This window comes from Mesorhizobium sp. LNHC221B00, from assembly GCF_000502935.1.
Taxonomy (GTDB): domain Bacteria; phylum Pseudomonadota; class Alphaproteobacteria; order Rhizobiales; family Rhizobiaceae; genus Mesorhizobium; species Mesorhizobium opportunistum.
In genome coordinates this window covers 201,304-222,771 of sequence record NZ_AYWR01000013.1, presented here as the reverse complement: position 1 = coordinate 222,771, position 21,468 = coordinate 201,304, and the positions used below count along the sequence as shown (strand labels likewise).

Sequence of the window (21,468 nt, the reverse complement as noted above, 5' to 3'; positions counted from 1 at the left end):
CGAACGGAAACGGCGACATGGCTGCCGGCCGGCCGCATGTGTCCACCGGTCATGGCTGGCCGGCTCTTCACATCGCTTTGGGTGCTGCCTCTCGTCGCGCCACTGAAACGTTGCGATCCGCATGACATCGCCGAGGATGCTCAGGAACTGGATCATGACCCGTGTCTCCTTTGACATGGATTAGACCGCCGCTGGCCTTCGCCTTCAAACGAGTATAATTTCCACTTGGGATAACTTGAGATTATACGAATGAAGCGCGGACGACTTCCCCTGACGGCACTGAGGAGTTTCGAGGCTGCCGGCCGTCTTTTGAGCTTCAGCCGCGCGGCCGAAGAACTTTTCGTTTCGCAGGCGGCGATCAGCCGACAGATCCGCGAACTCGAAACCTTCCTGCACCAGCCCCTGTTCGAACGCCATCACCGCCGCGTCGAACTGACGGATGCAGGCCGGCGGCTGCTTTCCCAATTGGTCAGGAGTTTCGACGGCATCGACAAATTGCTGTCGGAATTGGTCGCGATTCCGGCGCAGTCCGTGGTTCGTGTCAGCGTCGAGCCGTCGCTGGCATCGGTGTGGCTGGTCCCGCGGCTCAACCGGTTTCGTCAGATGCGGCCCGATATCGACGTTTCCCTCGAAGTCGATCCCAGACTGATCGAATTCCGCGGCGGTCAGCCTGAACTCGCCCTTCGCTTCAGCGCCCACGCTTCCTCGTGGCCCCGCAGCCAGGCCGAGCGGCTTGCCTCGACGGTCGACTCCCCGGTTCTGTCGCCGGCCCTGCTTGCCTCAGGCCCTCCTCTTGAGAAGCCGATCGACCTTGCCAACTACACACTTTTGCATGAGGAGAATCGCCAGGGATGGACACGCTGGTTCGAGGCAGCCGGCGTGCCGCCCGATGCCGTACCCGCGCGAGGCCCCATGCTGGCGGACGCATCGCTTTCAAAGCAGGCCGCCTTGCTCGGACATGGCGTAGCGCTTGGCGATCTCTTGCAGATCGGTGGAGAAGTCGCATCCGGCGCACTGATTAAGCCATTCGACATCGACGTCGCGTCAGGCGCCTATTGGCTGGTGGCCAGAAGTCTGCGCGGTCTCTCGGAGCCGGCCTTGGCCTTCGCCGACTGGGTTAGAAGCGAATTCGCCGAAAGCAGGCGCGCTTCCAGCGAGGCCTAGGCCGCTTCTTCGGCGCGCTTCTTCTCGATCTGGCCGATGGCGTCGACCACGGCGTCAAAGGTCAGCATGGTCGAGGCATGGCGTGCCTTGTAGTCGCGCACCGGTTCCAGATACTTCAGGTCGGCGAAGCGCCCCTCGGGCGGCTCGCCATTTTCCTTCAACATCTTCAGCATGGTCTCGCGCACCGCGCGCAATTCCTCGGCATTCGCGCCGACGACATGCTGCGCCATGATAGAGGACGAGGCCTGGCCGAGCGCGCACGCCTTCACGTCATGGGCGAAGTCTGTGACCACGCCATCCTGCATCTTGAGGTCGACGGTGACGGTCGACCCACACAGCTTGGAATGGGCTTTTGCGGTCGCGTCGGGGTGATCGAGCCGGCCGATGCGCGCGATATTTCCGGCAAAACCGAGAATTTTCGCATTGTAGACGTCGTTGATCATTATTTTCCAATCCGTCGCCGCCAAGCGAACAGCGATTGCCGCTGCCGTGTCTTCCTTTCGCTCGCCATGACCTTATATAATGCTGGCAGATCGGTATCGACAAGGCTGCGGAAGCCAATGTCCTTGCCGGGAAGTTCACGCCGCTTACGGGGCTGGAAACGGGGCGAGTTTCCGACACCGAAAGGTCGTGGTCCGTTCAACTCGTTCCTCCTGTGAGAGGAACTACGGGAGACGCCTTTTTATGGATGCCGTCATCAAGAAACTCATGCCCCAGTCCGCCTACATGGAAAAGCCGGTCACCGACCGGCCGAGCGAAGCCGAAGTCGAGGCCGCCGTGCGCACATTGCTGCGCTGGACCGGCGACAACCCGGATCGCGAAGGACTGGTCGACACGCCCAAGCGCGTGGCCAAGGCCTATCGCGAAATGTTCGGCGGCTACGACATGTGCCCCGCGGAGGAACTCGGCCGCACCTTCGAGGAAGTCGCCGGCTATGATGATCTCGTCATCGTCAAGGACATCCAGTTCCATTCGCATTGCGAGCATCACATGGTGCCGATCATCGGCAAGGCGCATGTCGGCTATTTGCCGGACGGCAAGGTCGTCGGTCTGTCCAAGATCGCGCGCGTCGTCGATATCTTTGCCCATCGCCTGCAGACGCAGGAAGCCCTGACCGCGCAGATCGCCGGCGTCATCCAGGATGTGCTCAATCCTCGCGGCGTCGCCGTCATGATCGAGGCCGAGCACATGTGCATGGCCATGCGCGGTATCCGCAAGCAGGGCTCCACCACGCTGACCTCCACCTTCACCGGCGTCTTCAAGGACACGCCCGAGGAGCAGGTTCGTTTTGTCACCATGGTGCGTGGCGGCGGGATATAAGCCCCGTCACCGGCATTGCCCGACCATGATTCCGAAAAGTGGAAACCGGTTTTCGCCGACAAACGAAAACGTTTGTCCAGAGATCATGGTCAAACAGGAAAATAACCCGGCCAGGAAATAAATCGGCGATGTCGGCAGTGGAATTTCCAAAAGCTCCGTCAGACAAGAAGGCCTTGGAAGAAGGCGCGGTGTTTTCACCGCGCTTCGATGCCTCTGGCCTTGTGACCGTCGTCGTCACCGACGCCGCCGACGGTATGCTCTTGATGGTCGCGCACATGAACGCGCAAGCGCTGGCGCTGACGTTGGAAACGGGCATCGCGCACTACTGGTCGCGGTCGCGCAACGCACTTTGGAAAAAGGGCGAAACCTCGGGCAATCTCCAGCATGTCGTCGAGATGCTCACGGATTGTGACCAGGACGCCATATGGTTGCGCGTCAAAGTGTTGGGCCACGACGCAACCTGTCACACGGGCCGGCGTTCATGTTTTTATCGGACGGTGGGGCTGGTCGATGGCAAGGGGACGCTTGCCGACGATGGCAGCAAGCCGCTGTTCGATGCGGAAGAAACGTATCGGAAGCCTCTGTGAACCATTCAATATTCACAAACCACTCATGTTCACTATTCTCAAACGTCCTTCCGCTACAAAGGACATGGGACAAGGGAGATCATGATGCTCGAGTGGGCGTCATTGCGTAACAGACCAGATGTCAGGGAGGCCAACGGCCTGTCCTCGCCCGGTGGCGCATCCGAAACCAAATCTCCCAGGAAAACAGGCATTTCGCTCGCCCTTGGCGGTGGTTGCGCCAGAGGCTGGGCCCATATCGGCGTGCTGCGCGCGCTCGATGAGGCCGGCATCGAAGTGTCGATGATCGCCGGCACCTCGATCGGCGCGCTGGTCGGCGGCTGTTATCTTGCCGGCAAACTGGACGAGCTGGAAGAGTTCGCCCGCAGCCTTACGAGGCGGCGCATCTTCGGCCTGCTCGATCTCAATTTGCGCGGCAGCGGTCTGTTCGGCGGCATGAAACTCGATGCGCGCCTGCGCGAACATGTGGCGGGCGTTCGCTTTGAGGACCTGCCCAAGCCGTTCGTCGCGGTCACTTCCGAGATCCGCACTGGCCACGAAATCTGGCTGTCGAGCGGCTCGCTGATTACAGCCATGCGCGCTTCCTATGCACTGCCTGGCGTGTTCGAACCGGTGAATTGCAACGGCCGCGTACTGGTCGACGGCGCGCTGGTCAATCCGGTCCCGGTGTCGGTCTGCCGCGCCTACGAGCAGCCGTTGGTCGTGGCGGCCAACCTTCACTACGACCTGTTCGGCCGTGCCGCCGTGATCAAACACAGCGCCGGCGAGCTGGTTGTCGAAAAGGACGCGCCGCGTCTCGGCCACTCGGACCCGGAGCACCAGTCGCATCAAAGCCGCCTCGGCATCACCGGCGTCATGGTCGAGGCTTTCAACATCATCCAGGACCGGATTTCGCGCGCCAGGCTCGCCGGCGATCCGCCCGACATGTCGCTGCAGCCCAAGCTTAGCCATATCGGCCTGACCGAGTTCCACCGTGCCGACGAGGCGATCCAGCTCGGCTACCAGGCGACCATGGCGCAGATCGGCGAACTGGCCCGGCTTCAGACGGTTCTGGCTTAGAATACGTCAATGGCTTGAAAGGCGCCGCTGCCATCTCTTGTCCAAGGAGATGCTTCGTCCGACCGGCTTTGCGTCAATTCCATTTTGCCTGCATGAGATAAACCAATTGCAAAATGCAATTGGTTATGCTCGTTTACAGGAGATGGAACGGAGGCACGCCGATGGCCAAAATCGTCTATTCCATGCTGACATCCTTGGATGGCTACATCGCCGGACCGGAGGGGGACATCGCCCTGCCCGTTCCCGAAGCAGAGCTGCACCAGCATTTCAACGACATGATGCGACAGGCCTCGGTCGTCCTAGCCGGACGGCGCATGTACGAGATGATGCGCTTCTGGGACAGCCCTGACCGCGAGACCGGCGACACTGAGGTCGAGCGGGATTTTGCCCGCGCGTGGCGAGAGACGCCAAAAATCGTATTCTCGACCACGCTCCGAGAGGTCGGGCCCAATGCCCGGCTGGTGGATGGCGATGCCGAGACCACGGTAAGGTCTCTCAAGGCCGAGACGGATGGGCTCGTCATCCTCGGCGGCGCCGATCTTGCCGCCTCCCTGTCGCGTGCCGGTCTCGTCGACGAATTCAGGCTTTACATGCATCCCGTCGTGCTTGGCGGCGGCAAGCCATACTTCCAGTCCGGCCAGTCGCTGACGCTGAGACCGCTTGGGACGGAAAGCCTGAGCCAGGGCGTGATGCTGCTGCGTTATGCGCCGGCCAGCTGAATTCGACGGCCTCGGGCGCGACTACGCTTGCGCAGCGTCGATGATGCGGAATTGCACCGTGCGGTTGCCGTTCCAGTGATTGCCCGACAGCGAGCCGGCGACGTGCACCGTCTTGCCCCGGTTCTTGAACAGGAATTCTCCCAGCACCGTGTCGACGGCGCGAAAGGCGATCGCCTGGATGCGACCGCCGCTGTCGGACTGCAATTCGCAGCGGATGTGGTTGGTGCCGACCGGCCTGGCGTCGGCCAGCCGATGCCGCGGCAGCACGAAAACCGGCGCCACGTGGCCGGCGCCGAATGGCNCTGGCGTCGGCCAGCCGATGCCGCGGCAGCACGAAAACCGGCGCCACGTGGCCGGCGCCGAATGGCCCCGCCTTTTCCAGCGCATCGAGCAGGCCGAGCGTCGCGCCTTCGGCGGCAAGCGCGCCGTCGATCGCGAGGCTTTCCTCGTCCTGCAGCCGAAACACGTCGGCGGCCGCCCGCTCCTCGAAAAACGCCCTGAGCTCGCCGAGCCTGGCGCGCTCCACGGTGATGCCGGCCGCCATGCCATGGCCGCCGCCCTTGACGATCAGCCCGGCGGTGGCGGCTTCGCGCACAAGCCGGCCGAGGTCGAAGCCCGACACCGAACGACCCGAACCGGTACCGACGCCCACGGCATTGAAGGCGATGGCGAAAGCCGGTCGGCGCGCGTGATCCTTGAGCCGCGAGGCGAGCAGGCCGACTATGCCGGGATGCCAGTTGTTGCTGGCGGTAACGACGATCGCCGGACCGCTGCCACCGGCAAGCTCGGCATCGGCCTCGACACGGGCCGCCGCCAGCATCTCCTGCTCCATCAGCTGCCGCTCCTGGTTGAGGCGGTCGAGCGTCTCGGCGATGGTGCGGGCCTCGACCGGATCGTCGGTCGCAAGCAGGCGGCTGCCGAGTGCCGCATCGCCGATGCGTCCGCCGGCATTGATGCGCGGACCGATCAGATAGGCGAGATGAAAGGTGCTGATTGGTTCGCCGATGCGCGAGACCCGCGCCAGTGCCGCCAGCCCCTCATTCTTCTGCTGGCGCGCAACCTGCAGCCCCTTGACCACAAAAGCGCGGTTGACGCCGGTGAGCGGCACCACGTCGCACACGGTGGCAAGTGCCGCGAGATCGAGCAGCGAAAGCAGGTCCGGCGGCGGCGCGTCGGTCAGACCGCGCAAGACCCTTGCAGTCTGCACCAGGGCAAGGAAGACGACACCGGCGGCGCACAGATGGCCCTGCCCGGAAAGGTCATCGTCGCGATTGGGATTGACGACGGCGATCGCCGCCGGCAAGGCGCCGCCAACCTGATGGTGATCGAGCACCACCACGTCGGCGCCGGCCGCATTGGCCGCATCGACCGAGACCGCGCTGTTGGTGCCGCAATCGACGGTGACGATCAGCGTTGCGCCGCGCGAGACGAGTTCGCGCATGGCATCGGGATTGGGGCCATAGCCCTCGAAGATGCGATCCGGGATGTAGATTTCGGACGGCACCGAGAAATGCGTCAGGAACCTCTTCAGCAAGGCGGACGAGGCGGCGCCGTCGACATCGTAGTCGCCGAAGATCGCCACCTTTTCCTTGGCCATCACCGCCGCCGCGATGCGGGCCGCTGCCCTGTCCATGTCGGTCAGCGATGCCGGATCCGGCAACAGGTCGCGAATTGTCGGGTCGAGAAACCGCTCGGTCTCATCGGCGGTAACGCCGCGTCCGGCCAGCACGCGCGCGACGATGTCGGGCACCCCATGGCCTTGCGCGATGGCGAGCGCGATCATGTCCTGCCGTTCGGTCAGCCGGTGCTCCCAGGCGAGACCGGTGGCCGACTGCCTGACATCGAGGAAGAGGCGCCTTTCGCCCATCATGCGCTTTGCCGACTCATAGTTCGGTGCAGGATAGGCCGAAGGCCGGCAAAACCAAGCTTCACGCCGGCAGACGTCACGGGACAATTCAAGAAAAACTACGCTTTCCGCTTTTCAGCCTGGCGCCGGATCCATTCGTCGGCGGCGTCCCCCATCGTCTTTCCCCGACCGTCCTCGAGCCAGGCCATGAAAGGCCGATCGAACCTGAACGCATCGCCGCATTCGCGGGTGAGAGAGCGACGCACATTCTAGGTGTTGCGATAGGATTTCGTAATGGCACGCGAAATCGGCTCCGCGTGTCAGTCGAACGCCTTCATCGTCAAATCCTTGCGGCCAGCTTCAGGCTCGCCTCTGAATGGCTAGCAACTGTAGCGGGGCTTCGCAAGCGAGTGTCAGAACTTATCCAGATCCTGATGCCTGGCCTTGATCTCGCGCACGGTCCGCGACGACGAGCGCAGCACGATCGTATGGGTGGTGATGGTGGTGCGGCCGAACTTCACTCCCGCCAGCATGTTCCCGTCGGTGACGCCGGTGGCCGCGAACAGCACATCGCCGCGCGCCATGTCTTCGGCCCGATAGACGCGCTTCGGATCGGAAATGCCCATCTTGGCCGCGCGTGCGACCTTCTCCTGTGTGTCGAGGATCAGCCGGCCCTGCATCTGGCCGCCGGTGCAACGCAGCGCCGCCGCGGCCAGCACGCCTTCCGGCGCCCCCCCGATGCCGAGATAGATATCGATGCCGGTTTCTTCCGCGTCGGTGGTGTGAATGACGCCGGCGACGTCGCCGTCGCCAATCAGCCGGATCGCGGCTCCGGTGGCGCGCACGGCGTCGATCAGCTTGGCGTGGCGCGGCCGGTCGAGGATGCAGGCCGTTATGTCGGAGACAGCGACGCCCTTGGCCCTGGCGAGGCTGGCGATGTTGTCGGCCGGCGACGCATCGATGTCGATGACGCCTTCGGCATAACCCGGGCCGATGGCGATCTTGTCCATATAGACGTCGGGCGCGAACAAAAGGCTGCCCTTCTCGGCGATCGCGATGACGGCGAGCGCGTTCGGCAGGTTCTTGGCGCAGATCGTCGTGCCCTCGAGCGGATCGAGCGCGATATCGACCGCCGGACCTTTGCCGGTGCCGACCTCCTCGCCGATATAGAGCATCGGCGCCTCGTCCCGCTCGCCCTCGCCGATCACCACCGTGCCCTTGATTGCGAGCCGGTTGAGCTCCTGGCGCATGGCGTCCACGGCAACCTGGTCGGCCGCCTTCTCGTCGCCACGGCCGCGCAGCCTGGCGGCCGCAACGGCGGCCCGTTCGGTGACGCGCACCAGTTCCATGGTGAGTATCCGGTCAAGGCCGGCGACGATGTTCTGGGCCACGTTCATTCGGACAATCCTCGTTCGCATGCCACCTCCCGCCAGAGGCGAGCCTTATTTGTCAAACGAGCATGACAACGGCAAGACCTGCCGGAAGTTTTATCGAAAGACCAGCAGTATCAATCGATTAAGCAGCATTTTTAACAATGCCAGCCCGGTCACGGGGACCGCGCCGGCTTGAAACGGGAAAATCCCTGCCCTTCGTAGCCTAGAAAACCGCGAGATATTTGAGCAGCGAAACGATGCCTATGATGATGACGATGATCTGGGCGATCTGTCTCATCCTGGCGTCGAGCGGCAGGCGTTGCACCAAATAGAGGACGAGAATGATGACGAGGAACGTGATCAGGATGCCGATCAGCGCGGACGAAGCCATGGTACCCTCCTTGAAATGATTTCCTGAAGCAGGGAAACGAGCCGGCAACGCCGGCTGAGTACCGGCGCCGTCAATACCAGCGGCGCGATGTGTCGTTCATCGATTGGCCGACGGCCAGGCCGGCGAGAAAGCCGAGCAGGCCGATCACGCCAACCACGGCGGTCGTCGTGCCGGGATTTTCGCGCGCGACTTCCGAAACCGACTGGGCCTGGCTGCGCAACTGCTGTGCCGTCCGTGATGCGCGGGATGCCGCCGTATCGTAGAAATCGGAAGCCTGCTCGCTGGCATCGTCGAGCATTTCGGCACCGCGCGCCGAGATGCTCTTGTTGATCTTGGTGATCTCCTTGCGCAGTTCGGCGATCTGCTTTTCCAGCGTCTTCTGGACATCGTCGATTTGAGGGCTATCGGATTTCGATGCTTCGGCCATTGCGGTTCCTTCGGTTTGGGGACCTCAGGAGAACGACGCCGGCAAGGATTGGTTCCGGCAATCCCGACCGCCACCCGACCAGCCAAAGCGCGATGGCGCGGCGCTATCCAGCCCGCTCGATGCGGATGACCTGCGGCTTGTCGGTCAGGTGACCGTCCTTGGTGATGCCGTCAACGGCCTTGCGCACGGCCGCCTCTGTCGTCTCGTGCGTGACCAGGATCACCGTCTTCTGCGCCACCGCCTCGCCGCCGATCGCCTGCTGGACGATCGATTCCAGCGAAATGTCGTTGTCGGCCATGCGCTTGGCGATCGCGGCGAACACGCCAATGCGATCATGCACGGTCAGCCGGATAAAGTAGCCGCCGGCATGGCTGCGCATCTGCGCCTTCTTGTAGGGCCTCAACTCCTTCGCCGGCCTGCCGAAGACGGGCCCGTGCTGGAAGCCGGGCCGGCTCTTGGCGATGTCGGCGATGTCGCCGATGACGGCCGAAGCGGTGGCGTTGCCGCCGGCGCCGGGGCCTGAAAGCAGCAGCTCGCCGAGGATGTCGGTCTCGATCGCCACCGCATTGGTGACGCCATGCACCTGCGCGATGACCGAAGCCGTCGGCACCATGGTCGGATGCACGCGCTGCTCGATGCCGCTTTCGGTGCGCTGGGCGACGCCGAGCAGCTTGATCCGGTAGCCGAGATCGCCGGCAGCGCGGATGTCGGCCTGGGTGATGTTGGAAATGCCTTCCATGTAGATGTCGTTGGCCGCGATCTTCGTGCCGAAGGCAAGGCTGGTCAGGATCGACAGCTTGTGAGCAGTGTCGTGGCCCTCGATGTCGAAGGTCGGGTCGGCTTCGGCATAGCCCAGCCGCTGCGCGTCCTTCAGGCAGGCGTCGAACGAGATACCCTCGGCCTCCATGCGGGTCAGGATGTAGTTGCAGGTGCCGTTGAGGATGCCGAACACGCGGGTGACCGAATTGCCGGCCATCGCTTCGCGCATCGTCTTGATGACGGGAATGCCGCCGGCCACCGCAGCCTCGTAGTTGAGCAGCACGCCCTTCTTCTCGGCTATCTCGGCAAGTGCCACGCCATGCTTGGCGAGCAGCGCCTTGTTGGCGGTGACGACGTGGCGGCCTGCTTCGAGTGCGGCCTTCACCGACGATCGCGCCGGGCCTTCGTCGCCGCCGATCAGTTCGACGAACACGTCGATGTCGGCCGTCTGCGCCATCTTGACCGGATCGTCGAACCAAGTTGCCGAACCGAGATCGACGCCGCGGTCGCGTTTCTGGTCGCGCGCCGAAACCGCTGACACGATGATGTCGCGCCCGCATTGCCGGGTCAGTTCCGCCGCCTTGTCGCGCAGCACGCGCGCCACGGACGCGCCGACCGTGCCAAGTCCGGCAATTCCAACACGCAATGCTTCAGCCATGGAAGGCGACGTCCCTCAAATCAGATCGGAATTGTATTTACCGGTGGGCGGAAAGCGGAACCACATTGTTGGGCTGCTTGGCGCTGGTCGACAGGAAGCGCTTGATGTTGCGCGCCGCCTGCCGGATCCGGTGCTCGTTCTCGACCAGCGCGACACGCACGAAATCGTCGCCATGTTCGCCAAAGCCAACACCGGGCGCCACCGCCACGTCGGCGTGCTCGATCAGCAGCTTGGAGAATTCGAGCGAGCCGAGATGGCGGAACGGCTCCGGGATCGGTGCCCAGGCGAACATCGAGGCGGCCGGGGCCGGAATGGTCCAGCCGGCGCGGCCGAAGGCATCGACCATCACGTCGCGGCGCTTGTGGTAGATGTCGCGGACCTCGGCGATATCGGCGCCGTCGCCGTTGAGCGCGTGCGCCGCCGCCACCTGGATCGGCGTGAAGGCGCCGTAGTCGAGATAGGACTTCACCCGCGTCAGCGCCGAAATCAGCCGCTCGTTGCCGACGGCAAAGCCCATGCGCCAGCCGGGCATGGAGAAGGTCTTCGACATCGAGGTGAACTCGACGCAGATATCGATGGCACCGGGAACCTGCAGCACCGAAGGCGGCGGGTTGCCGTCGAAATAAATCTCCGAATAGGCAAGGTCGGACAGGATGATGATGTCGTTCTTCTTCGCGAACGCCACCACATCCTTGTAGAAATCGAGCGAAGCGACCAGCGCCGTCGGGTTCGACGGATAGTTGAGGATCAGCGCCAGCGGTTTCGGAATCGAATGGCGGATGCCGCGCTCGACCGCTGGGATGAAGCCGTCATCGGGCTCGACCTGCAGCGAGCGGATGACGCCGCCCGACATGATGAAGCCGAAGGCATGGATCGGATAGGTCGGATTGGGACACAGGATCACATCGCCGGGCGCGGTGATCGCCTGCGCCATGTTGGCGAAGCCTTCCTTCGAGCCGAGCGTGGCCACCACTTGCGTGTCGGGGTTGAGCTTCACGCCGAAGCGGCGCTGATAGTAGGCGGCCTGGGCGCGGCGCAGGCCCGGAATGCCGCGCGAGGAGGAATAGCGATGCGTGCGCGGATCGCGCACCACCTCGCACAATTTGTCGACGATGGCCTTTGGCGTCGGCAGGTCCGGATTGCCCATGCCGAGGTCGATGATGTCGGCGCCGCGCGAACGGGCGCTGGCCTTGAGCCGGTTGACCTGCTCGAAGACATAGGGCGGAAGTCGGCGGACCTTGTGAAATTCTTCCATGGCAGTTCCAGACATCGAAGGGCCCCGGACATCCGAGGCGTTGGGCGCGCGCTATATACTCATTTGCAGGTAGGGTCGAGGGCGGGATCGCATTTGCCCTCGATCTGCTTCAACGTCTGGGGGCCGTGTTTCTTCGCAAGGTCCGACAGCGCCGCCTGATTGGAGACGTTGGCAGCGCCGCCTTTGGCGCCCTGCGCATTCTCATCGGCCTTCAGTTCGGCAAGCTTGGCGTTCCTCTCCGCTTCCGTGAACTGTTGGGCCGCCACTTGCGGTTTGATGTTCAGGTTCGGAAAGGAGCCTGTGTCCTTCGGGCCCGCATCCGTCGCCAACGGCACCGGTCCGCTGGTGTTGGTGCTCGAACACCCGGCAATGCCCAGCAGCACGATCGCCGCGCCGATGCGGCAAAAGCGTCCGGCGTCAAAAAAAACAGTCTCGCCAATCTTAATCGTCATATTGTTTCCTTGGCAGCCGGGGTAGAGCGAGATTGGACCCTGCCGGATGTCCCATGTTAATATGTCAAGAAAACGCTTCGGGAGGAACCCCGCGAACCATGGCCAAAACACCCGATTCGGGCAAAGCGGAAGATGACGAGCCTTCGACCGTCGAGCAATATCTGGTGAAGGATCCGGAACGCTTCGCGTTGAATATGGCGCGCATGATCGAGCAGGCCGGCAAGGCGGCCTCCGCTTGGGCCGAACCGCGCGAAAGGGGCGAAGTGCGCGACCACGTCGCCGAACCCGTCGTCGACATGGTCAAGACCTTCTCCAAGCTCAGCGAATACTGGCTTGCCGATCCGCAACGCGCGCTCGAAGCGCAGACGCGGCTGTTCGCCGGCTACATGACCGTTTGGGCGAACGCCATCCAGCGCGTCAGCCCCAGCGCCGAGGGCGCCGACGATGCCGTCAAGCCGGAGCGCGGCGACAAGCGTTTCCAGGATCCGGAATGGGGCCGCAACGCCTTCTTCGATTTTCTCAAGCAGGCCTATCTCGTCACCTCGCGCTGGGCGTCCGAACTGGTCGAGCACGCCGAAGGTCTGGACGAGCACACCCGCCACAAGGCCAGCTTCTACGTCAAGCAGGTATCCAACGCCATCTCGCCGTCGAATTTCATCTTGACCAATCCGGAACTGTTTCGCGAAACCGTTGCCTCGAACGGCGAGAACCTGGTGCGCGGCATGAAGATGCTGGCCGAGGACATCGCCGCCGGCAAGGGCGACCTGAAGCTGCGTCAGGCAGACTATTCGCCCTTCGAGATCGGCAGGAACATCGCCACCACGCCCGGCAAGGTGGTCGGCCGCAGCGATGTGGCCGAGATCATCCAGTATGATCCGGCGACCGAGACGGTGCTGAAACGACCGCTGCTGATCTGCCCGCCCTGGATCAACAAGTTCTACATTCTCGACCTCAACCCGCAGAAATCCTTCATTCGCTGGGCGATCGAGCAAGGCCACACCGTCTTCGTCATCTCCTGGATCAATCCGGACGAACGCCACGGCGCCAAGAGCTGGGAAGCCTATATCCGGGAAGGTCTGCAATACGGCCTCGACACGATCGAGAAGGCAACTGGCGAGCGCGACGTCAACGCGATCGGCTATTGCGTCGGCGGCACGCTGCTGGCTGCCGCCCTGGCGCTGATGGCCAAGGAAGGTGACGACCGCATCAAGTCGGCGACCCTCTTCACCACGCAGGTCGATTTCACCTATGCCGGCGACCTGAAAGTGTTCGTCGACGAAGAACAGGTCGCGGCGGTGGAAAAGTCGATGAACGAAAAGGGCTATCTCGACGGCACCAAGATGGCGACCGCCTTCAACATGCTGCGCTCCGGCGACCTGATCTGGCCCTATGTCGTCAACAACTACATGCGCGGCAAGGATCCCCTGCCCTTCGATCTGCTCTACTGGAATGCCGATTCGACCCGCATGGCGGCCGCCAACCACTCTTTCTACCTGCGCAACTGCTATCTCGAGAACAACCTCTCGCGCGGCACGATGGAACTGGCGGGCCACACGGTCTCGCTCGGCGATGTCACCATTCCGATCTACAACCTCGCCTCGAGGGAAGATCACATTGCGCCGGCACTGTCCGTCTTCCTCGGCTCGAAATATTTCGGCGGCAAGGTCGAGTATGTGATGGCGGGCTCCGGCCATATCGCCGGTGTCGTCAATCCGCCCGCGTCCAACAAGTATCAGTACTGGACGGGCGGCCCGCCGACGGGCGATTTCAACCAGTGGATCGCCGCCGCCACCGACCATCCGGGCTCCTGGTGGCCGCATTGGCAAAGCTGGATAGAGGCCAAGGACAACACCCGCGTGCCTGCCCGCAAACCCGGCAAGCATATGAAAACCTTGGGCGATGCTCCCGGCACCTATGTGAAGGTGCGTGTGTAACGGACTGTAATGTGTGGTGAGTTGACGAGCCGTCAAAAGCGGGCGAAATGGTGTCGTTAACCTTCAGCGGCCGTAATTCGGCGATCCCTGCAAAAATACTTCCAGGCTTGCGGATTTGACACAGGTCTCGTTTCCGGATCGGAGACAAAGGTCACCTTGGCGCGGACATACTGGTTCTGAGCCTAGGACATACCGACCGGACATCGAGGGGGAATTTGACTTTGAAATCAGCAGGATGGAGCCTCGCAAAGGGAGAACGCCGCGCCGTTGTGGCAGCGCTCTGCTCGGTGCTCCTGGCCTCCTGCACATCGGCTGGCGACCAGACGATGTCGGTCGGAATACCCGGCTACAATGCCTCCGCATCGGACATCAACACCTCCTCCGGCAAACCGGCCGCCGGCGCCGATTCGTCGTCTCAGATGGCGACCACGCAGACGACCGTGATGAGCGAAAGCGATACGGCGCTGCCGGAAAAGGTCGCCTACGTGCCGGTGGCCAAGCCCCAGGCCGCGTTTCCGCTGACGATGCCGGCCGGCGTTGAAACCATCGCGGGACAAACACCGCAGGCCCTGCAGCAGCCCGCCCAGACGGCGCAACAGACCGATGCTGTCGCCCAGAAGATCGCCGCTGCCGATGCCGGCGTGACGAAGCCGGCCGCGGCACCGGCGATGAACAATCCCGTCTATGTGACCGCCGGGGAAATGCCGCAAGCCGAGGCGCCCAAGAAAAAAGGCTTCCTGGCCTCGATGTTCGGCGCCACGCCCGCTTCGGCGGCGCCCGCTCCTCTGATCAACGCGCGATCGGGCGAGCAGCCGGCCGTACAAGCCAAGCCGGCGCCGGCGGCGGCAAAGCCGATCATCACGCTGGCCTCGGCCGATTCCACGGCAAAACCGATACAATTGGCTTCCACGGGGGATGAAGCCGGCCACATCACCGGCAGCGATGCCTTGCCCGGCGTGCGCCAGACCGCCCTGTTCGAGATCAAGCGAAAATCCGGCATCGACGACGAAAGCGACGTCGATCTCAACGAGGACGAAGGCTCGGGCGGCTCCTACCAGGTCGCGTCCGCCGCCGGCATGGCGCGGCTCGCGCCCAATGGTTTGCTGAAGCAGAACGAAAGCGTCGACGTCGCTTGCCTGAAGCCTTCGCTGGTGCGCGTGCTGAAGACGATCGAAGGCCACTACGGCCGCAAGATGATGGTGACCTCGGGCTATCGCGACCCGGCCCGCAACCGTCGCGCCAACGGCGCCAAGAATTCACTGCACATGTACTGCGCCGCCGCCGACATCCAGGTGCCCGGCGTCTCCAAATGGGAGCTGGCGAGCTACATCAGGACGATGCCCGGCCGCGGCGGCGTCGGCACCTACTGCCACACCGAATCGGTCCACATCGACGTCGGCCCCGAGCGCGACTGGAACTGGCGCTGCCGGCGCCGCAGCGGCGGTGACGACGGCTAGCGGCAAAGTCGTCACTCAGGCGAAGTTCTTTCGCGGAGACCTTGGCATGGCGAGCGGCCGGACAGATATCAACACCTTGCCGATGCTGATGAAATCGCCGATTTGGCGGGCTGGAAAAAAGTTGTCCAAGGCGGCACCTGACGGGTTGCCGGTTGCGCGCAACGCCAGTATAAGCCGCTCTCATCTGAGCGCGCCCATCGTCTAGCGGTCAGGACACCGCCCTTTCACGGCGGTAACAGGGGTTCGATTCCCCTTGGGCGTACCAGAGATCTCAAGCACTTAGCGGCATTGGCCCATCACCTGTCCAATTTTTGGCGAATAGAAATCTGGCGTGCACCGGAACACCGTCACCAGGATCAAGACCGAGGCCACGGCGCCAGGCCACTCAATGGCTGCGGTGCAAGCGGCTTTAGAAGCGGCCGGCGTCGAGTTCATCCCTGAGAATGGCGGCGGCGCCGGGGTCAGGCTGCGGAAGACATCCCCATGATCGCCACCATGTTTCGCTGGGGCGTGATCCTGGGCATCATCGGCTTTGTCGGCGGGGTTCGTCGGGCCAATCATTTTCGCGCCTGATGCCAACCAGGGTCCGCTGCTTGGCATCTTCATAACCGGTCCGCTGGGCCTCATTGTCGGCCTGGTCGTGAGATTTGTGCTCTCACTTCGGCCGAGTCGCCGCTTCTGATTCGGAAATCTTTGTGCACGTAATGATCAGATCGTAAGTGCGAAAGTGCAGCACCGAACTTCTCGCGCACATGTGCCATGATGTCATCCCGCTTGATCTACCGGCTTCAGTTTCGGCGATGGCATTGACCGCACAAGCCAGCAGGTAGGGCTAAGGTCCCTAGACGATGGCGCAAAGGTCTGACGCGCCAAACAGGCTGGAACGATAGTGGAGCGGCAGGCTTTTCCGGAATGTTCGCAGGCTTTGCCCGGCGCACAGGGCAGATATAACGGGGTAACGCAATGCGGATGCTGGTCAGGCCTGCCAAACGGGAAGGAACTTCTCGAACCATCTTCGATCGACCGCTGATTGATGGCGATGTCAAATCTGGGGCGGGCGGCCCGATGATATCGATTGATGCCGAGGGCATTTACTCGAATGATTCAAAATACCGGTACCTGATTGAATTTACGCTTGGTGAACTTGAGGCACTTATCGGAAGCAGCGGCCCGGCACTTGGGGCGGGCGGGCCAGTAAGCACCGGGCCTAACCGGCAGGGGCATCAGGAGGGCGTCGCCGGCGAAATGTCGGGATCGTGACTTGCACCTCAACCGTCGCAGCAGCGAGGGTAGACGCCAGGCGTCGCGGGCAGGAAGCGCGGCGTAGGACAGAGACTAGGGACAAACGTGCGCTGGCGCCGTTTTACGTCGGTGGCGACAACTGTTCGGCGGCCAAGACAACAAGACGACCCTCCGCCTCTCCTGACCTGGAGAAAAAGCCCGCGCCACGGAGGGACCGATGACGCGGGCCGGCTGATGTTTGCCGCACCAGCCTGCTCGGATGCCAAGCAGCGACATCCGGTCGCGTGATCCCAACCTTTCGAAATAGCTAATGTTCCTCAACGACGCCCCTGCGGCCTATCGATTTGGACGGTTGGTCGCAAAAACATTGAAAAACAGCAAGCACGCTGCCACGGACAAAACCCCGACTAATATTTCGTCCGGGGTCACACTCGGGCAATGGATGAAATCAAAGGCCAACACAGCCATCGCTCTACCGATCCTAGGTTCGACAACATCGAAGGGAGAACCATGAGAGAACGCTAAAGTTCCGATCTAGGCCTTATGAAGCGCCAAGATAATCAACTTCCCGAAGCGACCGAAATGACGCTCTGGGAGAGCGGCCGGCGCGATTGCAGATGAAAGCAATCCGCCTAGAGCGCCGGCCACTGCGGCAACTTGAGGGAATTGCCACCTGCCGGAGCTAGAGCATGCCGTTGGGTCGGCAACTCCTTGGTAAAAACCGTACAGTCTTTTCCTGTTGAAACCCCGAGTTCGGCGGACTTATAAAAATCGCGTAGCCATTGCTTTTCGTAGAGAGGCTGTGATGGGTAGCGTGGTTCCAATCCGCAAGGAATTGCCTTGTGTCGAAGTGGCCGAAGCCAGCGGCGAATGGTCCGTTCGCGTGGTCGAGGAAGACCAGGAACTTACCCGTTCATTCGAGCTGGAATCGTTCGCCTTGAACTTTGCGGAAGGCCAGCGGATACGCCTGCACCTCGATAGGATCGTGCGAGTCTAGGCGCTCTCGGCAGGGTTGGTTGCGATAGTCGGGCGGACGCATGTCTCGACCCGCCGACGCTCGGTTCACCCGCCCACTGCGTCCCGCTCGCCTGGTAGCCGAGACGTGCCGACGCCATCCGATCTCTACTTCCGTCAAGGGAGTCCGTGCGAGCATGTCGCGCCCTCGGCCGGGACGCTCTGTATGCTCGTCAACGCATCGGCACACCCCCTGATGTATGGACACCATCGTCGAATAGAAGCATTCTCTCTTTGGGTGCGCCGTGGGCAAGATCCGATGATCGATGAGCAACACGTCGAACAACTTCGCACCGCTGCCCGAGCCAAGGTCGTGACAGAAGCGCGAAACGCCAAGCTGCTCGATGCGGCGTTTGCAATTATTTCTCATAACAGCTCTCATCAACGGTTCGGCCCCCTCGGTGAGGGGCCTCTTCCAATTGACTTACGCGTCCTAAGAGATCGCTTTTCAGAGGTCCAAATCGAAGACGCACGCCGCCGGGCGCGCGCACTTTTTCAAGACGCCTTCCAAGCCGGCGAGGATGCGCTCGCCCAGAGATTTTCACATCCCGAGATCGTCGACAAACTTCGCCAGCGTCATCCCGGATTTTCCGACAAATGCTACCAGGATACCGTCCGTCAAGGATGCTTTCTTGCCCGCTGAGGACTAGCAGACTCGGTCAGGACGCCTTCCCGCCATGGCGTCCAGCCCTTGCCGGGCCGCTCGGTCAATTCGCTGTCGCGCACGCCGCGCCTCGTAGTTGGGAACGAGGCGATATTGCATAAGTCTCGACTTATAGGCAAGAGAGCGAGGCGGGCGATGGAGCAAGGTCGCTTGCATTTTAGCTAAATTGCGTGGCTGTATGGTCTATGAAAACGGCCGGGGGGCCACACGACATGACCACAAACCTGTTTCTCACGGGTGTCGCTGCATTCGCGTTGCTCGTTCCGCTCTACTTCGTCCTGAAATGACCATGGTATTCTAAGCGCCTCATAGAGCGAGGCAAGGCGATGACGGACACCACCCGTTGGCCGGCCGCTCCGGTCTATAGCCCCCGAGACTACGTTCTCATCCTCAAGCTCTCGGCAGTCGGCGATCTGCCGCCGACGTGGGAGGAGGCATAGCGGGCAACCGGAAGACTCCTCACTGACCAATTTGGCCGAAGGCAGATCGAACTCCAGCCATTGGAAAAGCCGCCACCGAGCGGCTGCGGGCGAATGCGAGAGCCGGGAACCCGATACAGGCCAGCGCGTTCTATGGCATGCTCAAACAGATCGCTTTTGCTGCCGTGCTGATCCAGGTCGCTGTCTATTCGGCTCTCCTGACTCAGACAATCCTCTTCGCCTCGACAGCCTCTCAAGCTGCCAACGCGCAGCAGCTCGATCAACCCGTGGCGGTAAAAGAGCGGGTATATGCAAGGCAGTTCACCATCGCCATGACGGCCCCGCTATCTCAACGGCAGCCATGAATATCGAACCTTCGGAATGGGATAGGATTCGCCTCTTGGATGTCGCCAACGACATTCCAGGCCGCCTCGATTGGGCCGTGCGCGTTTCAAACACGCCGACGGCGGCATCGAATTGCAGCCGACTCTGCCGTCCCGTTACTTGCTTTAGGAGATTGGAGGCCTCGCCTCGGAATCGAACCGAGGCTTCCGAGATTTGCCGTCTCTAGCGTAGCCGCTCCGCCACGAGGCCATGCAACTGGTAGTAGCGGTAAGAAGTTTAAAGGTTGTTGACGTCTTTGGTAAAATTTCCCTGATCGATACCACGGAAAGCACGGCGCAGGACACGTCAGATAACAATGGCGTAGGGACCGCCCGTTGGTTCATCCCCGCCAGGAAAATAGTAGACCCTGCCTCAGGCGGAAAGAACTGGCGCCGGCTGAGCCGTCACTCCGGCCAACAGTTCTGTTTGCACGGCCAGGAAAAACCTGCGTACTTCATCAGTGGCTGCGGCTTTATCCCTTCCCGATCCGACAACGAGATCGAGCAACTCCGCCGCTTTTGCCCTCCAGAACGAGGCGGCAGTTTCGCCTTGCAGGCTGTCGAGCCTGGCGGCAACTTCCCGGACCAGGAATACCTGACGGTCGATCGGGAACGCACGAACTTTTTCTGAGGACATCTTCCGAACCCTGAACTGACGCAACGAATCAACCATCGCTGAACAGCAATGGCGTAGCCGTTAAGGTGGAAACGGAAGCTTAACGACGCCGTCGACGCGTCTTCGTGGATGCTAAGTGTGCGGCGCCCCGGCCACTGCATGGCCGCGTATTTAAGCGGTTATTGCCGTTCGCCTGTGACCGCCGCTATGGCTCTCAGGCCTGCAGTGCCCTCGGCTCGCCGCCGCGCTTGCGCGGAGCCAGCATGTCGCCGGCCATCAGTCCGGTGACACGGCAGAACGCCATGAATGCCCGGCAGGCATCCTCGGTCTTGACCACGTCCACCGTGGCGCCAAAACAGGCATTGAAGGCTTTCTGATATACCGGTCCTTGCCGGCGTGCTGGCCAGTCCTGGAGAAAGTCGAGCGCCTGCTCGACACTGTAGATCTCCTCGACGGGCAAGCCGGGGCCTTGGGCAATGCGCACCGGCACCTCGAACTGCAATCTGTCCATCCGTCGTCTCCCGAACCGGTGTCGCCCAAGCAACGCCGTTCGTCGTCAAAAGTTGCCTTGACGGTTTTGTGCCATGCAAATGTGTCGTCACTGCGGAAGTGGCCCATGAGCAGGCTGCCATCAGCGACGCTTCGGGCGATCTGACCCGCTCGGGCGTCCCAAGGGCATGATGTCCAGAAAGCAAAGCAGCCGTGCAAAACCGGCAAGAGATCGCACCAACGAGACGAATATCCCGGCGGCGTGGGCCGTATCAGGCAGTTCTTCCTTGAACCTTTCGCCCCCAAGTGCCAAATCTGGTGGCATCTTCACGCCAGCACTCTTGCAGCTCCCCAGCTCTATACGGACAAAATGGTCACCTATCTCGACGCCGCCACGGCACCACTCAGAAACACCGGCCAGATCCGCCTCTATGGCGAGGAAGGCTTTGCCGGCATGCGCAGGGCATGCGACCTCACCGCGCGGTGTCTGGACGAATTGGTGCCGATGGTCGCTCCCGGCGTCACCACGGACACGATCGACCGTTTCGTTTTCGAATTCGGCATGGATCACGGCGCACTGCCGGCGACACTCAACTATCGCGGCTACACCAAGTCATCGTGCACCTCGATCAACCACGTCGTCTGCCATGGCATTCCCGACAGCAAGCCGTTGAAGGATGGCGACATCGTCAACATCGACGTCACCTACATCCTCGACGGCTGGCACGGCGATTCCTCGCGCATGTATCCGGTCGGCACCATCAAGCGCGCGGCGGAACGCCTGCTAGAGGTCACCCATGAATGCCTGATGCGCGGCATCGCCGCAGTCAGGCCGGGCGCACGCACCGGCGCCATCGGCGCCGCCATCCAGACCTATGCCGAGGCGGAGCGCTGCTCGGTGGTGCGTGATTTCTGCGGCCATGGCGTCGGCCAGCTCTTCCACGACGCCCCGAACATCTTGCACTACGGCAACGCCAATGAAGGCGTGGAAATGCGGCCCGGCATGATCTTCACCATCGAGCCGATGATCAATCTCGGCCGCCCGCATGTGAAGGTCCTGTCAGATGGCTGGACGGCCGTGACACGCGACCGCTCGCTTTCGGCGCAGTACGAGCACACGATCGGGGTGACCGACACGGGCTGCGAGATTTTCACGCTCTCGCCGAACAAACTCGACCGCCCCGGCCTGCCGGCCTGATATTCTTGACATTTCGGGCGACTGCTTTGCCCGATTGATTGCCGG

At 62.2% G+C, this 21,468-nt stretch carries 22 protein-coding genes, 2 tRNA genes and 1 pseudogene; 13 read left to right on the top strand and 12 right to left on the bottom strand.

Going from position 1 to position 21,468, the window contains the following annotated elements:
- Positions 1 to 249: 249 nt before the first annotated feature.
- Complete coding sequence (locus tag X741_RS148395; RefSeq protein WP_023778772.1) at positions 250 to 1,164, top strand: LysR substrate-binding domain-containing protein; 915 nt, start codon at positions 250 to 252, stop codon at positions 1,162 to 1,164.
- On the opposite strand, the gene X741_RS148400 is transcribed toward X741_RS148395, so the two are convergent.
- Entirely contained in the window at positions 1,161 to 1,607 is a 447-nt protein-coding gene (locus tag X741_RS148400; protein WP_023778771.1) for an iron-sulfur cluster assembly scaffold protein, read from the bottom strand. The genes X741_RS148395 and X741_RS148400 overlap by 4 nt on opposite strands.
- Before the next feature lie 241 nt (positions 1,608 to 1,848).
- On the opposite strand from X741_RS148400, the gene folE reads away from it, so the two are divergent.
- The 4 genes from folE to X741_RS148420 all read left to right on the top strand — a co-directional run bounded on the left by folE (position 1,849) and on the right by X741_RS148420 (position 4,846).
- Entirely contained in the window at positions 1,849 to 2,484 is a 636-nt protein-coding gene (gene folE / locus X741_RS148405; protein ID WP_013895157.1) for a GTP cyclohydrolase I FolE, read from the top strand.
- Positions 2,485 to 2,612: 128 nt separating this feature from the next.
- Positions 2,613 to 3,071, top strand: coding sequence for a phosphoribosyl-AMP cyclohydrolase (gene hisI / locus X741_RS148410; protein ID WP_023778770.1), 459 nt, complete (start codon positions 2,613 to 2,615; stop codon positions 3,069 to 3,071).
- 81 nt (positions 3,072 to 3,152) lie between these two features.
- A complete protein-coding gene (locus X741_RS148415; RefSeq protein ID WP_198023972.1) occupies positions 3,153 to 4,127 on the top strand; it encodes a patatin family protein in 975 nt (324 codons plus the stop codon).
- A gap of 161 nt (positions 4,128 to 4,288) precedes the next feature.
- Positions 4,289 to 4,846: a dihydrofolate reductase family protein gene (locus tag X741_RS148420; RefSeq protein ID WP_023778768.1), complete on the top strand. Its 558-nt coding sequence runs from the start codon at positions 4,289 to 4,291 to the stop codon at positions 4,844 to 4,846.
- 21 nt (positions 4,847 to 4,867) lie between these two features.
- On the opposite strand, the pseudogene recJ reads toward X741_RS148420, so the two are convergent.
- From recJ to X741_RS01000000166905, 8 genes and pseudogenes are all read right to left on the bottom strand, one after another.
- Positions 4,868 to 6,716 (bottom strand): annotated as a pseudogene (recJ, locus tag X741_RS01000000166910) (single-stranded-DNA-specific exonuclease RecJ).
- A 95-nt stretch (positions 6,717 to 6,811) separates the two neighbouring features.
- On the bottom strand, positions 6,812 to 6,958 hold the full coding sequence (locus tag X741_RS1000000171500; protein ID WP_280940340.1) for a DUF6434 domain-containing protein: 147 nt from the start codon (positions 6,956 to 6,958) through the stop codon (positions 6,812 to 6,814).
- Positions 6,959 to 7,105: 147 nt separating this feature from the next.
- Positions 7,106 to 8,089, bottom strand: coding sequence for a class II fructose-bisphosphatase (gene glpX / locus X741_RS148425; RefSeq protein WP_023763578.1), 984 nt, complete (start codon positions 8,087 to 8,089; stop codon positions 7,106 to 7,108).
- Between the two features lie 199 nt (positions 8,090 to 8,288).
- Entirely contained in the window at positions 8,289 to 8,456 is a 168-nt protein-coding gene (locus X741_RS1000000168700; RefSeq protein ID WP_023763577.1) for a Thivi_2564 family membrane protein, read from the bottom strand.
- Positions 8,457 to 8,526: 70 nt separating this feature from the next.
- Positions 8,527 to 8,883, bottom strand: a complete 357-nt coding sequence (locus tag X741_RS148430) for a hypothetical protein (RefSeq protein ID WP_023763576.1) — start codon at positions 8,881 to 8,883, stop codon at positions 8,527 to 8,529.
- Positions 8,884 to 8,986: 103 nt separating this feature from the next.
- Positions 8,987 to 10,300 carry a homoserine dehydrogenase gene (locus tag X741_RS148435; RefSeq protein WP_023778767.1) on the bottom strand — a complete coding sequence of 438 codons (1,314 nt, stop codon included), beginning with the start codon at positions 10,298 to 10,300 and terminating at the stop codon, positions 8,987 to 8,989.
- 37 nt (positions 10,301 to 10,337) lie between these two features.
- Positions 10,338 to 11,555 carry an LL-diaminopimelate aminotransferase gene (locus tag X741_RS148440; protein WP_023778766.1) on the bottom strand — a complete coding sequence of 406 codons (1,218 nt, stop codon included), beginning with the start codon at positions 11,553 to 11,555 and terminating at the stop codon, positions 10,338 to 10,340.
- 59 nt (positions 11,556 to 11,614) lie between these two features.
- A complete protein-coding gene (locus X741_RS01000000166905; RefSeq protein WP_013895147.1) occupies positions 11,615 to 12,007 on the bottom strand; it encodes a hypothetical protein in 393 nt (130 codons plus the stop codon).
- A gap of 98 nt (positions 12,008 to 12,105) precedes the next feature.
- Here X741_RS01000000166905 and phaC point away from each other — a divergent pair, with 98 nt between their 5' ends.
- The 7 genes from phaC (at position 12,106) to X741_RS0135280 (ending at position 19,102) form a co-directional block, all read left to right on the top strand.
- Positions 12,106 to 13,941, top strand: a complete 1,836-nt coding sequence (gene phaC, locus X741_RS148445) for a class I poly(R)-hydroxyalkanoic acid synthase (RefSeq protein ID WP_023778765.1) — start codon at positions 12,106 to 12,108, stop codon at positions 13,939 to 13,941.
- A 215-nt stretch (positions 13,942 to 14,156) separates the two neighbouring features.
- Positions 14,157 to 15,398, top strand: a complete 1,242-nt coding sequence (locus X741_RS148450; protein WP_023778764.1) for a YcbK family protein — start codon at positions 14,157 to 14,159, stop codon at positions 15,396 to 15,398.
- Positions 15,399 to 15,588: 190 nt separating this feature from the next.
- Positions 15,589 to 15,663, top strand: a tRNA-Glu gene (locus X741_RS148455).
- Positions 15,664 to 16,361: 698 nt separating this feature from the next.
- A complete protein-coding gene (locus X741_RS148460) occupies positions 16,362 to 16,658 on the top strand; it encodes a hypothetical protein (protein ID WP_023778760.1) in 297 nt (98 codons plus the stop codon).
- Positions 16,659 to 17,445: 787 nt separating this feature from the next.
- Positions 17,446 to 17,637: a hypothetical protein gene (locus tag X741_RS148465; protein WP_023778759.1), complete on the top strand. Its 192-nt coding sequence runs from the start codon at positions 17,446 to 17,448 to the stop codon at positions 17,635 to 17,637.
- A 183-nt stretch (positions 17,638 to 17,820) separates the two neighbouring features.
- On the top strand, positions 17,821 to 18,297 hold the full coding sequence (locus tag X741_RS148470; protein ID WP_156937915.1) for a hypothetical protein: 477 nt from the start codon (positions 17,821 to 17,823) through the stop codon (positions 18,295 to 18,297).
- A gap of 598 nt (positions 18,298 to 18,895) precedes the next feature.
- The gene (locus X741_RS0135280; RefSeq protein WP_023778756.1) at positions 18,896 to 19,102 is read left to right on the top strand and encodes a hypothetical protein; all 207 of its coding nucleotides are present in this window, start codon (positions 18,896 to 18,898) and stop codon (positions 19,100 to 19,102) included.
- A 153-nt stretch (positions 19,103 to 19,255) separates the two neighbouring features.
- Here X741_RS0135280 and X741_RS148475 read toward each other — a convergent pair.
- The 3 genes from X741_RS148475 to X741_RS148480 all read right to left on the bottom strand — a co-directional run bounded on the left by X741_RS148475 (position 19,256) and on the right by X741_RS148480 (position 20,247).
- Positions 19,256 to 19,331, bottom strand: a tRNA-Cys gene (locus X741_RS148475).
- 162 nt (positions 19,332 to 19,493) lie between these two features.
- Entirely contained in the window at positions 19,494 to 19,757 is a 264-nt protein-coding gene (locus X741_RS1000000171085) for a DUF6074 family protein (RefSeq protein ID WP_023778755.1), read from the bottom strand.
- Between the two features lie 193 nt (positions 19,758 to 19,950).
- A complete protein-coding gene (locus X741_RS148480; RefSeq protein WP_023763564.1) occupies positions 19,951 to 20,247 on the bottom strand; it encodes a DUF982 domain-containing protein in 297 nt (98 codons plus the stop codon).
- A 348-nt stretch (positions 20,248 to 20,595) separates the two neighbouring features.
- Between X741_RS148480 and map the strand changes: the two genes are divergently transcribed.
- Positions 20,596 to 21,423 carry a type I methionyl aminopeptidase gene (map, locus tag X741_RS148485; RefSeq protein ID WP_023763563.1) on the top strand — a complete coding sequence of 276 codons (828 nt, stop codon included), beginning with the start codon at positions 20,596 to 20,598 and terminating at the stop codon, positions 21,421 to 21,423.
- The last annotated feature ends 45 nt before the right edge of the window (positions 21,424 to 21,468 follow it).